Origin of the sequence: Acinetobacter sp. Ag2 (genome assembly GCF_001005515.1) — a bacterium.
In the GTDB taxonomy this organism is placed as follows: domain Bacteria; phylum Pseudomonadota; class Gammaproteobacteria; order Pseudomonadales; family Moraxellaceae; genus Acinetobacter; species Acinetobacter bereziniae.
Map to the genome: position 1 here is coordinate 61868 of NZ_LBNA01000052.1, position 15136 is coordinate 77003.

Genomic DNA, 15136 nt, shown 5'->3' on the forward strand with positions numbered 1-15136 from the left:
TAGAGTAGTGATTAATCTGAATAGAATACAATTAAGTTTATAATTTTAGTCATCGTTATATTGGCTTTACTACAAGCTTAATCAACGATCAAGTAAAGCAATAATAATCAACCATTTTTTATCATATTATTGTTGAAAGTCACGTATCAATAATTCACCTCTTTCGCCACGCCAAATCCATTTTAAATGGCTATCCACAAAGCGCTCTCCCTCAAACCAAACAAACAACCCTTCCATCATTTCAGGCCAATCACTTTGATCAATTTGAGTACGTTTCGAAATCACAGCAATAATTGCAGCAAGAATCGTATCATGGCTTACAGCTAAACTAATACCATTGCTTACTGTTGGATGTGTTTCATAAATCAGTTCAAGCACATCAACTACCCCACGAATTGGATGTTTCATTCCGGGTAAGGCATTATTCACAAAGCTATTGATAAAACCGAGCGCACCCTGCTTGCGAAAGTATGGCGCAGCTTGCTTAATATCCAGCACGAAACTTCCAGGCTCAACCAATAAGCCTTTTTCGACAATTTCAATATGATGGGTATTGGGTTGGGGGGAGACTCCATCTGCCCCTTGAATCATCAAAGCAGCAGTATCTACACAACGTTGAATTGGACTAGAAATACAATGCTGAATGACACGATCGGTATGATCTATTAAATATGAACCCCAAGCATGTGCTAAGTCACGCCCCTGAGTTGTTAGTTGTAAATCATAGCCAGCCAATCCCTGTCCATTAACAACTTCACGAATTGAATGACGCGTAAATAAAGTCACAGGGGTCTGCGCATCTGGCAATAAATCTATTGCTTTCAGCATGCTTTTCGGCAATAAATCTAACGCCATATCAACTCAAAACTCTTTTTATACAGCTTTACTATAACATAAGTCACAAAGTGTTAAATCATCTGTAAAATAGATATCTATATTATCTAAAAAGCTAAATTATATTAAAAGCTAACATTACCAAGTGCATCTAAGGCAATTTGTTTGGTTTCCTCATTCCGAAATGCAATAAAACCTTCATTTAATACAGTATTTCGTTGATTATAAGTAAAGGGTACTGCCGCTAAGCTGACCAATCCACCACCAATACTTTCGAGCAAACCTTGCCCTGCACTCGTATCCCACTCGGAGGTTGGGTGGAAGCGTGGATAAATATCAATTTCACCTTCCAGCATCATACAAAATTTATAGGCACTGCCCGCCTCTCGTTTAATGACAGGTGACTCTTGTTCGATATAATCAATATATTGCTGATATTTGGGATTCTTACTGCTATGGCTTAAACCAATTTGGATTGCATCTTCTTCAACTTCTTTAAACTTGCAATAGCGCTCCCATGTCCCCTGAGTAAATGAATACTTATATGGAAGTTCTGTTAAATAACCCAAATACATAACTTGTTCAGTTGGTACAGCAATAATAGAGAATATGGTTTGATGATTATGAATCAGGCTTAAATTGATGGTGAATTCATCACGTTCATGAATAAATTCTTTGGTTCCATCTAAAGGGTCTAGCATCCAACACACCGCCCAAGCATGACGTTCTGAATAATCACTTTCTTCAGACAACACAGGAATTTCGGGCGTAACTTGTGCCAATTGTTCAATTAAATAAGCATTAACCTTTAAATCAGCTTGGGTTACTGGAGACTGATCATCCTTTTGATCAATATTAAATGCTCGCCCAGCACAATAGTTTTGGTATTCCTCAAGTAAAATTTGACTTGCTTTGGCCAAAACAGGAACCAATTTTGAAATTTGGTCATCTTGTGGTGCTTGAGTAGTGATAAACATTGATCTGACCTGTAGGATGTCTGATTTTTGTGCTTAAGCCTATCATTTTTTTATGTTGAGTGCATGAAAACAATAGCTTTTAAACAATTAATTGTACTTTAAATAGATGATATGCTTTTGAATATCATCATAGACTTTTAGGTATTTATTCAATTGACTAGACTAAGCTGTCTCTAAAAACTTGAAATATTATATTCTTACCAAACCAATGATCTTTCAAAATAGATTGATAAAAACACAATAAGCTTCTTTCATAAGTCGTTTTTAATACTATAAATCAACATTAAAGCCCCTTCACCTTAACCTTCTCCCGAAGGGAGAAGGTACTTTCAATCCCCCCATATGATTCGGACCACATGATCATTTTTTTGACTCATAAAATCGATCTAATATATTGTTTTATATTTAATTTAAAAAAGGAAAACCGTTCTTAATTATATTTGAATTCACCCGCAATAAGTGACTATATACTTCATTCATGAAAGAAAGGTCCTTAAGCGCCTCATTACTCATCCCCAATTAATTCTATTTCAGCCTTAATGAAGTATTCACGCAAATAATCATTCATCAAAGTAGAAGCTTCAGATTCGCTCAATTCATCTACGATCCAAAAAATGTATACATTTTTTTTGATGTGAATTATTTTTCTATTATATTTTACTATTCTCTGTAATTTATTATCTTTAACTTTAAAAGATTTATCATGGGAATCTCCCAATAACTTGCATCCATTCCACGGTCCACCAATACAGATGTTCATTTTAATCCATTTTAGCTAAAAAATTGTCTAAATTAGAAATGGTCTACATAACAAAATAACATGCACCATCACACAAAAAACTCCAGTAAAGGAGATAGAAAACACATTCGCAGTCTCTAAGAAGGATTTTCTATTCAAAATACTTTTATCACATTGGCAGAATATGACTATTTCAATTTTTTTCTTTTAAATCAATATTTAAAATTAGTTTATCTAAATAAACTATTTAACTGATATTTTAATTTCAAAGACAAAAATATCCAATGATGAAGCAAGTTTGTATATGAAATTTAAAAATTGTGTGGATTGACCCTAAACAATAGAGTGGACAGTCGATCAATGTTCATTTTTTAACACATTTCTATGTTTACATTGAAATTCAAGTCTTAATCAGAGCTTATGTCCAAATATCTAAACCTTAGACTTCTCCATTAAAAAGACAGCAATATTGAAAGGCTATTTTCTCTTTGACAACATATGCACAGACACCAATAAGCGATCACGAACAATGACGATTTCAATTCTATCTCTATTGCTGTTTTTCCATTGTTAGATTTTAACCAACGTTTAGTGAATCCCATGATTTAAGAATTCAAATCTCTTATACTTGTTTGTTATGAGATTTGTTTTTAAATATATGCACACATATGTACATAATTTTTCTTCAAGCATACATAACTTTATAAGGCTTTAAAAATTTTTAAATCTTTTTAATCCTGAACTATAGAGTTAAAAAATTTAGTATTTTTACATATTATGATGAGCTTTGATGTACTTTAAAAATCTTAGGAGTTTCTTGAATGCAAAAACCGATCATTTTTTTTGACATGGACGGTACGCTCCTCGATTTGGCTTTTGACGATCTCATCTGGAACACCAAACTCCCTGAGCGTCACGCACAAACACATCAATGTAGTTTAGAGCAGAGCCATAACACCCTGAATACATTTTATCAGCAACATAATCACACACTCTGTTGGTATTCTTCAAAATACTGGTCTGAGAAAGTAGGCGTAGATGTTCTAAAATTACAATATGAATATAAAGACAAAATTGCAACTCGACCAGGTTGCTTTGAACTACTGGAACAATTAAAAGCACAAGGTTATCGTTGCTGGCTACTTACCAATGCAGATTGCGCAGGATTACAGCTTAAACTTGAAAATATCGACCTAAGCCCTTATTTTGAAGTGATGATCAGTAGTGAAGAAATTGGATATTCCAAAGAGTTTGTCGAATTCTGGGAAATTCTTCAACAGAAGTATCCTTTTGATCCTCAAAATGCTTGTTTGGTTGATGATACTACTCCTGTGCTCAAAGGTGCTGAGAAATTTGGTATACAACATTTGATTACGATTACTCAACCATCAAGTGGTCGTGCAGCACGTCATGTCCTTGAGTTGGAATACCCTGCAATTGATCATTTAACTGAGCTTTTACCATTACTCACCAAGTTAAACTTAGAAAATAAGGATGTCGATGTCAAAACAGCCTGAGAAACAACAACTTGAAACAATGCGTGTAGACAAGTGGCTTTGGGCTGCACGTTTCTTTAAAACACGCTCGATTGCCAAAGATGCAATTGAAGGCGGCAAAGTTCATCACAATAATGAGCGTGTCAAAGTTTCTAAAGAAATTCGTGTGGGCATGGAATTAACCATACAGCAAGGATTTGATCGAAAAACAGTGGTGATCAAAGCATTGTCTGCAATTCGTGGCGGTGCGCCTATTGCACAACAACTATATGAAGAAACAGAAGTCAGTGTGGCACGTAGAGAGTTGATTTCAACCCAAAGAAAATTGCATAATCTAGCGCGACCTGATCATCGACCGAGTAAAAAAGATCGACGACAAATAAGCAAATTTAAGCAAGAAAATGATCAGCAATTTGACCAATCTTGGTCCTATGATGATGACTGAATTCGTTTAAGTTAAGTGCGACAAAATATGTCGTACTACTGTTTTTAAAGATAGAACCATTTTTAATTTTCTGTCACTATTACTCCTGTGGACGAAAGATCAAATTTAATGACATCCACTTAAGATATTAGTGATATTACATCGTTTGAGGTTTACGAGATGGATGATAACAAAAGCAAGGCACTGAACGCGGCACTTAGCCAAATTGAAAAACAATTTGGTAAAAATACAGTCATGCGTTTAGGGGATAATACTGTACAAGCTGTTGAAGCTGTTTCTACTGGCTCTTTAACACTTGATATTGCACTAGGAATCGGGGGCTTACCAAAAGGACGTATTGTTGAAATTTATGGTCCTGAATCTTCTGGTAAAACCACAATGACTTTACAGGCAATCGCACAATGCCAAAAAGCGGGTGGAACTTGTGCCTTTATTGATGCCGAACACGCTTTAGATCCACAATATGCCAGTAAACTTGGGGTTGATATTGACAATCTTTTAGTTTCACAGCCAGATAATGGTGAACAGGCACTTGAAATTGCCGATATGCTTGTTCGCTCAGGTGCGATTGATCTGATCGTTGTCGACTCTGTAGCTGCATTGACTCCTAAAGCTGAAATTGAAGGCGAAATGGGTGACTCTCACATGGGCTTACAAGCACGTTTGATGAGCCAAGCATTGCGTAAAATCACTGGTAATGCAAAGCGTTCAAACTGTATGGTAATTTTCATTAACCAAATCCGTATGAAAATTGGTGTTATGTTTGGTAGCCCTGAGACCACAACTGGTGGTAATGCATTGAAGTTCTATGCTTCAGTACGTTTAGATATTCGTCGCATTGGTCAAGTCAAAGAAGGCGATGAGATCGTTGGTTCTGAAACCAAAGTGAAAGTTGTTAAAAATAAAATGGCTCCTCCTTTCCGTGAAGCGATTTTCCAAATCATGTATGGTAAAGGTGTTAATCACTTGGGTGAGTTGGTTGATCTTGCAGTTGCTCAAGAACTGGTTCAAAAAGCAGGTGCATGGTATTCTTACCAAGGCGATAAAATCGGTCAAGGTAAAAACAATGTCATTCGCCATTTAGAAGAAAATCCACAACTGGCGCAAGATCTTGATCGTATGATTCGTGAAAAGCTCTTAACTACAGCAAATGCTGCACCTGTTGAAGAGAAAGAAGAAGAACCTGACTTTTTAGATGTTTAATCTGATCTATCAGTTCTTTATTTTTCCTAAGCGCCTTTCGAGGCGCTTTTTTATATAAATTATTGAATTGAAATTGATTGTGATTTCTAATAAATTTCAGTTATAACTGATTTAAAATGATATTCAACATCAAATACATTTATTCTTATGCAGACAAATATTACAAGATTGGCTGAGTTTTTATTTTTTCAAGGTCCAAGAATTACTCAAGCAAAAATAGATCAACATTTTAAAAATAAGACGATTCTGATTACAGGTGCCAGTTTTGGAATTGGTGAAGCATGTGCGAAACGTTTAGCACATACTGAATGTACCCTGATTTTAGTTGCGCGAAGTACTGACAAACTTTTACAGCTAAAAAATGAATTAGAACGTGGTCACTGCCATGTTGAAATGGTCAGTGCAGATTTATATGAACTGGAAGCAGCTGAAAATATATTTCGAAGCCTGCAAGAGAAAAATTTACACGTTGATATTCTGATTCATAATGCAGGTAAATCCATTCAACGCTCGATCTGGGAGAGTTTAGATCGACCTCAAGATATTGATCGCTGTATTGCAATTAATTACATCAACCCTGCTCAACTCACTCGTTTATTATTGCCAGACTTAAAACTGAAATGTGGGCAAATTTTGGTTGTTTCTACCATTAATGCCAAACTATTCGCTCCCCCACTTTGGTCAAGTTATCAAGCATCTAAAGTTGCTATGCAACAATGGATCCTTGCCATCCAACCCGAACTTGCTATTCAGCAAATTGATACTAGTATCATTTATTTACCATTGGTACGCACACGTATGATTTTGCCAACCAAACACTATGATCACATGCCTGCAATGCAGGCACAAAGTGCAGCAAATGCAATTTTAGATAGCCTGATTGGACATAAACGGCAATGGCAGCCATGGTGGTTAATTTGGGCACAAGTTACATCAAGTCTATTCTCAAGACCAATTTATTATTTTTATCGCTTTATTCTTGGACGGAAAAAGTAAAATGTCATGGCGATTCGTAATCAAATGGTGTCTTAGTCTGTTATTCAGTGTTATGAAACATGGTGTGCATCTATACAGTATTTTAGATGCGCAAACCCGAATTAATAAGAATAAAACGGCATTGATTATCGATGGCGTAGAGGTGAGTTTTCAAGATTTAAAACATCGTACTGATCAACTTATTTGTGAATGGATAAAACCAGAATATCAAAGTCAATTTCCAAATCAACTTGCACTCATGCTTGAACAAGATTTAGATAGCCTGGCTGCTTTATTTGCTTTAAGTCGTTTAGGCAAGGATATTGTGATCATTAACCCCAATTTAATCGAACATAAACTTCAAACGCTGCTGGATCAGAAAAAATTTTATTTGATTGGGCATTTAGCGCGATTAAAAAAAATTAAAGTTCAGCATTATTCAGATATTCCATCACAACACGACTCACAACATTTTCATATCAAACGCTATTTTTTTAACAAAATTAGTGTCTGTTCCTCAGGGTCTACGGGTATTCCTAAAGTAGCAACACGACATTCAAATCCATTGCAATGCCTGCCTTTACTAGATCTCATGCTTAGACAATTAAAGTTCTTTAAAATTAAACAGATTTTTGTCATGACACCGATCTGCCATGCTGCTGGTTTAACTGCAAGTTTAATGGCTTTAAGCTTTCATAAGACCGTCATCTTGCAAAATCGCTTTGATGTACAAAGTGCCTGTTTATGGATTAAACACTACCAAATTGATTGTCTAAACTTAGTACCCACAATCTTACATAGACTGATTAAATCTCGCTCAATGCTCAGCTCGGTCCAGCATATCATTTCAGGAAGTTCGCCTTTAAGTGCTCATTTGGTTCATCAAGTTCAACAACACTACCCTTACATTCAATTATTCAATCTATATGGAAGTTCAGAAACTGGGATTAATATGATCGCAACCCCTAAAGATTTAAAAACACATCCGGACAGTATTGGTAGAGCTATTCAAGGTGTAGAGTTAAAAATTACTGATCTATCAGGAGAAATTCTCGAACACGGTCAAATTGGTACTTTATGGAGTAAGTGTGCGTGGTCAATTACCCCTAATCAATGGATTGAATGTGGTGATTTAGCTGTCCGAGATTCGCAAGGATATTATTATTTAAAAGGTCGACGTGATGATATGCTAATTTGTGGGGGGATCAATATTTATCCAATTGACTTAGAAAATATTTTATACCAACACTCCCTCATAGAATATGCTCAAGCATATGCGGTAGATGATGTAGATCTAGGACAATGTTTAGCAGTTAAAGTCATCCTTAAACAATATTTAGATATCAATCAATTACAAGATTGGATCAGTCAAAAGACACCACGATATTTACGTCCAAAATCGATTTTTATCATCGATCAGATTGAATCAGACAGTATTGGTAAGCCTATTTAGTGAATTGAATAATATGCCTGACATGACAGCTCATCTATCTGTACAGCTTATGCGCTGTTAAAACCCCAAATAGGCGCTACACTATGACAAATACCAACGAAAGTTATTGTTATTAAAGATATGAGCCAAGCTAAATTTCCTAAGATGCTAGACTACGAAAAACTAAAGCAGCAGTTTGGCGAGGATGAAACTGCACCTCTTCCTCCAACTAGTACAATAAGCAATGAGGTCAATAATCAGCATGCCTTTATCGCTGATCAAGATTGCACACCAGCACCACAGGGCTTAACGGGAACACGTTTACGATCATATGCTTTTGCAGTCTTAACCCGTAAAGAATATTCCAAAGCAGATCTTATTGAAAAACTGATGACTTTGGCACAAAGCCGTGAAGAAGTTTTAACATTAGTGGACGAATTATCTGAAAATAACTATCAAAGCGATCAACGTGTCGCTGAAATGACGGTTCGTAGCCAAGTTCGCAAAGGCAAAGGACCTAATCGAATCAAGTTGGCCTTGCGTGCTAAACATCTCGATAAAAGCTTAGTACAAGAAGATATTGCTGAAATTGATTGGTATGAACAAGCTTATCAACTCAAAGTCAAAAAATATGGTTTTGAGGTAAGTAAAGACCCTAAAATCAAAGCTAAACAAATTCGTTTCTTACAATATCGTGGCTTTGAAATGGACGCGATTATGAAAGCGATTTCTAGAAAAGAAAATGAGGATGGATAATAAATATCTAAAATGAGTTAAAGATAAAGTACCTAGCGATTGTGTAATAGACAAAAAATTTATATTTTGAATAATTATTAGATTTAGAAAATCTGGTGGCAACCCTACTAGCAAAATTTCGGCACATCATAGTTCTGATACCGTTGCTACCTTCCGGTCCTGGCGGGGTTTTCAGAGTACAATTGCGAAACCACCAGCAGGGCTACCATTGCAAGAACAGAGTATAGAGATTTTTTATTTTCTTGCAAGCCAAACATTGTGATTTTCTCAAGTTATTCATTCGTTTGCTTATTTCGTCATCAATGTGGTTATTTTTTGCAAAAAAACCATAAAAAAAAACCATAAAAAAAAGCCATAAAAAAAGTTGAGTGGACTAGACTCGGGCTTTATGGCTTGAGGGGGAAACTTAATCATCATTAAAACGTGTTATGACTTACTCATATTTAAGGATTCACCTGCTCTCTTTAAAAACGATATCCAATGCCTAAATAGCTCATCAATGGATCAATCTGAATTTTAGTTTTGGCATAAATCAATTGTTTTCCAGTATTGTCATTCAAAACTGAAATGGTGGCTGTATTGTCAAGTTTTGCATATGATACAGATGCCGTAGCAAACCAATTCTCTTTAAAGTCATAAGTAAACCCTGCAGAAAAGATCGGAGCAAAAGCATCATTTGCATCTGCTTTAACTCGCATTTTACCTGTTGAAGCTTTACCTTCCAAAGCGGCACCTGCTTTCTGATCATCAATATTTTGAATCATATGCCCCGCTGCAATTAAATCATTTTTAACGCCAGCATTGATTTTAATCTCATTGAAATAAGCATACATAAAGCCAAAACCTAGAAATGGTCTTAATTTATTAATACCAGGTCGCCCAAAATAATATTGTGCTTGTAATGCTGGTGTCCAAGCTCGTGCTGAGGCGGCATAGTTATATTGATCTAAATTTGTAATTAACAAATTATTTTTTAAGTATAAATTTCCGGAATCCCCGCCGAATGGTTGTGAGGTCGCTGAAAATGGTGCATATATCTGCCCTTTTCCTTTTAAATCTACAGTAGGTGGAATACCGCCCATCAGCTGAATCGAAACATGTTCATTGATGTTATAATTAAACATTAGCCCAGCCGTATTGACGTTTTTAACTTCCAATCCTGCATTTGCCGTCCATGCACTTAAGCCATTAATTTCAGCGATACCTGTAGCATATTCAAGCGCAGCTTCAGGATTCTCCGCATTTGGTATCATCTCCAAAATATAATCAAGCGGATATTTCCCGGTTGCAGGGTCTTGCATATTGATCGTTCTGATCAATTCTGGGTCCATTTGATTGATTCGAGCTTGATCTAAATTTTTAGCAACCGCAGCCCCTGAAATCATCCCAACTTTAGACATTGTTTTTTCAGCAACAGAAGTATTAATCCTAAAAGGTTGAGCATCTCCTGTTGACCGCACATTCAGCCAACCCGCTGAAATGGAAAATCTTTTAAAATCTTGAGCATATGCCATATGAGTAGCAAATAAGTATGACAAGCCAAGTGCAATTTTTATATATCGTAGCTGATTTTCCATATACCCATCCTTAAATATAAATTAATTTTTACTAAATAATTCACATTAAGAATGTATACAAAAAAACAATTTTGACATTTAAATTCCGATGGAAGGAAAAATAATAATTACAAAAATGTATATTTTAGCAAGGTTAAAAAAATAAAATTAAAACTAATTATCAATAAAAATAAAACAGTAAATTTATCAATAACTGATAATACTCGATAAGAATTATATTTTAAAAAAATATATTAAAGATTTTTTTTATTCATAAATAAAAAAAATTCACAATTTTTTTTTCATACACCTATTAATTATATTTAAATCACTTAAAATATAACCATATTACACTTTATTATTAATATAATGATTTTTACTATATTATATTAATAAAACTAAAATTAATTCAATAATTTTTTTAAAACGGTGCATAGTGCACATAAATTTATATCATCTTTAAAATATGCTAGTAACCGATAACCTCGCATAATAGTCAAATGAGCATATAGGCAAGGCGCTATACTAGATATGATCTAACTTCAATATATTTTTAGCTCATAGCTAACATGTAAAACCTAAAATGTTAAAAATTATCGCTAATCTTTTCTATGCAATAAAAAATATTGGATCGTGTCACTTAAATTTTTCAATAAAAAACATACAATTAAGAATAATTTCATGATCTAATATATTTTTAGAAAGCACGCATGAGAAACTTAAACGTGAATATGAACAACGGATTTATTACAAAAAGCCTTCACATTCCACTAGAATTATCTGAACATTGTAAAAGCACCTTGCAATTCCGCTTCTAGCCGTTTTTAATGATCACATTTATTGGTTTTCAAGCAACTTTATTCCTTACGTGGGAAGATTTTGACTTTAATGGATTTTTAATTATGCTAAAAAAGCATGCTCTCTTTTCGATTGCCTTACTCAGTTCAGCATCTTTATATGCGATTCCAATTGAGTCTCGTGGATTAAGCAACGCGTCCTCAGGAAATGATATAGCGAATTCTTCTGCTCCAATTACTGGAAATATGAATTGGGATCTTATTCAAAAGAATCAGCAACTCGAAAATCAAATTCGTGAATTACGTGGCAAAATTGAAGAACAAGATCATGCTATTGATCAGCTCAATAAAGAATTAAGCAATCGCTATACTGACCTCGATCAACGTCTTGAGTTATTGAACCAAAAGCTAGAGCCAGACAATAATTCTCAAGAACAACAAGCACCTGCTGAAAATGCACCGACGACAAATCCTGCTGTCGAAAATTCAGAACAGACCACACAGACAGCAGCACCGAATCAAACAGCTACACAACAGCAACCTGCAACACAAACAGCTCAAACCTCAGCAACACCTACAAACAGTAATAATACCAGTGATCCTATTGCGCTTGAAAAAGCTGCCTATACTGTTGCCTTAGATGCTTATAAGAAAGGTGGTGCAAAACAAGCCATTGCACCAATGCAAAATTTTATTAAAAATTATCCAAACAGTATTTATACAGGAAATGCTTATTTTTGGTTGGCTGAGTTTCAATTGGCAATTGATCCACCAAACTACAATGAAGCTAAAAAGAATTACGAGATCGTCGCTGCTAAATTCCCTAACTCGTCAAAAGCACCACGTGCTTTATACCAACTTTATAGTATTGCAAAAGATGTCAATAAAAATACGCAAACAGCAAATGTCTATAAAAGTAAATTGTTAAGCACCTACCCTAAGTCTGAAGAAGCAGGTTATTTCAAAAAGGGCTAAAAACAAAGTCATTGTGTTAGTTATAAAAAATGCCTCATCGTGAGGCATTTTTTATATTTAGCTTTTTATCATGAAATGATTAACGCACAATACCACGTTTAGATTCTAATACAGAATCTATCAGCAATTGTGCTTCTTCAACTTCAGGAAGAATCTCTTGGCGAATGCGTTCAATTGCCTGTTCAGTCGTTAAATTTTCTTTATAGATCAATTTAAAAGACTCTCTTAAGCCTTGAATCACGTTCTTAGACCAGCCTTTACGACGCATTCCTTCAACATTCATACCATATGCATGTGCAGGATTACCAGAAACCATCACATAAGCTGGTACATCTTTTAGAATGAGTGATGCTCCGCCAATCATACTGTAAGAATCAATCTTACAGAACTGATGGATACCCGAGTTTCCACCAACGATAACAAAGTCACCAATATGAACATGACCAGCAATACCAACATTATTTGCAAAAATATTGTTATTTCCAATCTGGCAATCGTGTGCAATATGCGTATTGACCATCAGTAAGTTGTTGCTACCCACTTTGGTTAATCCATGATCTTGTACAGTTCCACGATGTAGACTGCAATGTTCACGAATCTTATTGTTGTCACCGATTTCCAACCAAGTTTCTTCACCTTGATATTTTAAATCCTGACAAACTTCACCGACACTCGCAAACTGAAAAATTTCGTTGTTTTTTCCAATTCGGGTAAACCCACCAATCACAACATGTGAATGGAGTTTGGTACCAGCACCAATGGTCACTTGAGGTCCAATAATACAATAGGGACCAATTTGAACATCAGGTGCTATCACTGCAGAAGCGTCAATAATAGCGGTTGGGTGTATTAAATCGTTACTGCTCATGCCTGCTCTAATTTCTGATGAGAAATGATAATTTCAGCTGTCGCTGCTACCACGCCGTCAACACTGGCAGTACATAAATACTTGTAAATGCCACGTTTTTGCATGAGTAATTCAGATTTTAGCACGAGTTGGTCACCTGGTACGACTTGTTTTTTAAATCGTATTTTTTCTGCGCCAGCGAATAAGAACAACGAACCAGGTCGAGGTTTTTCATTATTCATGATAAAACCAAGCACACCCGAAACCTGTGCCATCGCCTCAACGATCAGAACACCTGGCATAATTGGATAGCCAGGGAAATGACCTTGCATAAATTCTTCATTAATTGAAACGTTTTTGTATCCTACAATCCCATTCTCTGTAACTTCAGTTACACGATCTACAAGCAAGAACGGATAACGGTGAGGAAGATACTCACGAATCGTTTGGGTTTGCATTGGTAATTCAGGAACCGTAAAAGGTAGAGATTTAGACTCAGTCATAATTATTTACGCGACTTTAAAGTTGATTCAATGGACTCGATTTGAGCCTGCATATGATCTATTTGTTTCACCAATTTGGTCAATGGCACATCTGCTAATTGTCTTAAGCGAACAACTGTTCTTTTCCAATGATTTGTTTCAAATTGTCCAGTTCCTGAAGAATAAGAACCTGCTTCAGAAATACTTTTTGTGACCATTGACATTCCAGTAATCGTCACATTATCGGCAATTTTTATGTGACCAACCACCCCAACAGCACCAGCAAAGATACAGTTTTTGCCAATAATTGTGCTGCCGGCGATACCACACTTCGCAGCGATAGCCGTATTCTCACCAATCTGAACGTTATGCGCGATTTGCACAAGATTATCAATAATCACACCATCATGGATAATCGTATCATCCAAAGCACCACGATCCACGCTACAGTTTGAACCGATCCGCACATCATTTCCAATACGGACAGAACCCAACTGCGCGATACGATTCCATTTTCCTTCATAAGGTGCAAATCCGAAACCTTCGCCACCAATCACAGTATTGGCATGAATTCGAACACGGTCTGCAATCTTGGTCTGACCAGTCAGTGTGACTTGAGAATCAACAAAGCAGTCTTTACCAATCTCAACACCATCATCTATTCGAGTATTAGATTGAATAATCGTATTGGAACCGATGACACAATCTTCACCGATCACCACATAATGCCCAATATAAGCATCGTCAGCAATAATCGCAGATGGAGAGATCTGAGCTGTACTTTCAATCCCACGTTTGGTCACTTTAATCTCAAATTGATGCGTAAGCATTGCAAAAGCAAGATATGGATTTGCAACCACAATGAAATTCTGGTGATTGGAAAGTTGCTCTTTTAACGCAGCTGTCACAATTAAAGCACCAGCTTTAGAATTCTGTGCTTCAGCTAAATATTTATCGCCATTGACGAAAGCAATATGATGAGATTGAGCCTGTTCTAAACTCGCAAGTCCACTGAGTAGCAACTTTGGTTGACCAATTAGCTCACCTTGAACAAGTTGAGCTAATTCATCGAGATGAAATTGATTTGATCGCATTGATTATTTAATTGCATTAACCTTTTGGATCATTTTAGCAGTTAAATCATTCTTTGCGTCATACGCAAGTGCTGAATTTTTATTCAAAATAAAGTCTAAACCTGCTTCTTGGCGCAATTGTTCAGCAGCTTGCTTTACGCGCGTTTCAAAAGTCGTATTTGTATTTTGAATTGTGCTCTGAACTTTTGCCTGAACACCTTGCTGAATCGTTTGGAATTCATTTACTTTAGCTTGGTATTGCGCATTGATTTGCTGAACATTTGCACCTTGAGCTTGAGCTTTTTGTTTTAACGCTTCAATATCTTTAGTGATTTGTTCTAATTTAGTGGTTTGTGGTTTAACAGATTGCTCTAAACTTGCATTTTGCTGTTTTAAGAAGGTACTACTCTCTACAACTTTTTCCAAGTCAACCACACCAAAGCCCGCTGCTTGAACCAGTCCAGCAAATCCCAAGCCTAAGCCCATCACCATCATTTTCATTGTTTTCATATGTGTTCCTTATCGTCTTTAAATATTAAAGAAAGATCG

The 15136-nt window shown here is 35.8% G+C and carries 15 protein-coding genes and 1 other RNA gene; 7 read left to right on the forward strand and 9 right to left on the reverse strand.

Annotated features, from left to right (window positions below):
- Positions 1-126: 126 nt before the first annotated feature.
- From AAV97_RS12880 to AAV97_RS12890, 3 genes are all read right to left on the reverse strand, one after another.
- A complete protein-coding gene (locus AAV97_RS12880) occupies positions 127-855 on the reverse strand; it encodes a histidine phosphatase family protein (protein WP_009587013.1) in 729 nt (242 codons plus the stop codon).
- A 104-nt stretch (positions 856-959) separates the two neighbouring features.
- A complete protein-coding gene (locus AAV97_RS12885; RefSeq protein WP_009587018.1) occupies positions 960-1811 on the reverse strand; it encodes a 3'(2'),5'-bisphosphate nucleotidase CysQ family protein in 852 nt (283 codons plus the stop codon).
- Between the two features lie 505 nt (positions 1812-2316).
- Positions 2317-2571, reverse strand: coding sequence for a hypothetical protein (locus AAV97_RS12890; protein ID WP_004830489.1), 255 nt, complete (start codon positions 2569-2571; stop codon positions 2317-2319).
- Positions 2572-3371: 800 nt separating this feature from the next.
- Here AAV97_RS12890 and AAV97_RS12895 point away from each other — a divergent pair.
- The 6 genes from AAV97_RS12895 (at position 3372) to AAV97_RS12920 (ending at position 8857) form a co-directional block, all read left to right on the forward strand.
- The gene (locus AAV97_RS12895) at positions 3372-4067 is read left to right on the forward strand and encodes an HAD-IA family hydrolase (RefSeq protein WP_042088637.1); all 696 of its coding nucleotides are present in this window, start codon (positions 3372-3374) and stop codon (positions 4065-4067) included.
- Positions 4051-4491: an RNA-binding S4 domain-containing protein gene (locus AAV97_RS12900; RefSeq protein ID WP_004830486.1), complete on the forward strand. Its 441-nt coding sequence runs from the start codon at positions 4051-4053 to the stop codon at positions 4489-4491. Before AAV97_RS12895 ends, AAV97_RS12900 begins: the two co-directional genes overlap by 17 nt.
- Before the next feature lie 159 nt (positions 4492-4650).
- A complete protein-coding gene (gene recA, locus AAV97_RS12905; RefSeq protein ID WP_046760785.1) occupies positions 4651-5694 on the forward strand; it encodes a recombinase RecA in 1044 nt (347 codons plus the stop codon).
- A gap of 147 nt (positions 5695-5841) precedes the next feature.
- Positions 5842-6690: an SDR family NAD(P)-dependent oxidoreductase gene (locus AAV97_RS12910; RefSeq protein ID WP_046760786.1), complete on the forward strand. Its 849-nt coding sequence runs from the start codon at positions 5842-5844 to the stop codon at positions 6688-6690.
- A 1-nt stretch (position 6691) separates the two neighbouring features.
- Positions 6692-8122 (forward strand): class I adenylate-forming enzyme family protein, encoded by a 1431-nt coding sequence (locus AAV97_RS12915; RefSeq protein WP_046760787.1) that lies wholly within the window; start codon positions 6692-6694, stop codon positions 8120-8122.
- A 120-nt stretch (positions 8123-8242) separates the two neighbouring features.
- Entirely contained in the window at positions 8243-8857 is a 615-nt protein-coding gene (locus AAV97_RS12920) for a regulatory protein RecX (protein ID WP_046760788.1), read from the forward strand.
- 102 nt (positions 8858-8959) lie between these two features.
- Here AAV97_RS12920 and ffs read toward each other — a convergent pair.
- An RNA gene (gene ffs, locus AAV97_RS20925) (signal recognition particle sRNA small type) lies at positions 8960-9056 on the reverse strand.
- 265 nt (positions 9057-9321) lie between these two features.
- Complete coding sequence (locus AAV97_RS12925) at positions 9322-10434, reverse strand: OmpW/AlkL family protein (protein WP_046760789.1); 1113 nt, start codon at positions 10432-10434, stop codon at positions 9322-9324.
- A gap of 878 nt (positions 10435-11312) precedes the next feature.
- Between AAV97_RS12925 and AAV97_RS12930 the strand changes: the two genes are divergently transcribed.
- Positions 11313-12185 (forward strand): YbgF trimerization domain-containing protein, encoded by an 873-nt coding sequence (locus AAV97_RS12930; RefSeq protein WP_227543984.1) that lies wholly within the window; start codon positions 11313-11315, stop codon positions 12183-12185.
- 79 nt (positions 12186-12264) lie between these two features.
- Here AAV97_RS12930 and lpxA read toward each other — a convergent pair whose 3' ends face one another.
- The 4 genes from lpxA to AAV97_RS12950 are packed head-to-tail and all read right to left on the reverse strand — an operon-like array spanning position 12265 to position 15097.
- Positions 12265-13053 carry an acyl-ACP--UDP-N-acetylglucosamine O-acyltransferase gene (gene lpxA, locus AAV97_RS12935; protein ID WP_004830478.1) on the reverse strand — a complete coding sequence of 263 codons (789 nt, stop codon included), beginning with the start codon at positions 13051-13053 and terminating at the stop codon, positions 12265-12267.
- The gene (fabZ, locus tag AAV97_RS12940) at positions 13050-13535 is read right to left on the reverse strand and encodes a 3-hydroxyacyl-ACP dehydratase FabZ (protein WP_004719745.1); all 486 of its coding nucleotides are present in this window, start codon (positions 13533-13535) and stop codon (positions 13050-13052) included. Before fabZ ends, lpxA begins: the two co-directional genes overlap by 4 nt.
- Positions 13536-13537: 2 nt before the next feature.
- Positions 13538-14608, reverse strand: coding sequence for a UDP-3-O-(3-hydroxymyristoyl)glucosamine N-acyltransferase (gene lpxD, locus AAV97_RS12945; RefSeq protein WP_046760790.1), 1071 nt, complete (start codon positions 14606-14608; stop codon positions 13538-13540).
- A gap of 3 nt (positions 14609-14611) precedes the next feature.
- Complete coding sequence (locus tag AAV97_RS12950; RefSeq protein WP_005031942.1) at positions 14612-15097, reverse strand: OmpH family outer membrane protein; 486 nt, start codon at positions 15095-15097, stop codon at positions 14612-14614.
- Between the last annotated feature and the right edge of the window lie 39 nt (positions 15098-15136).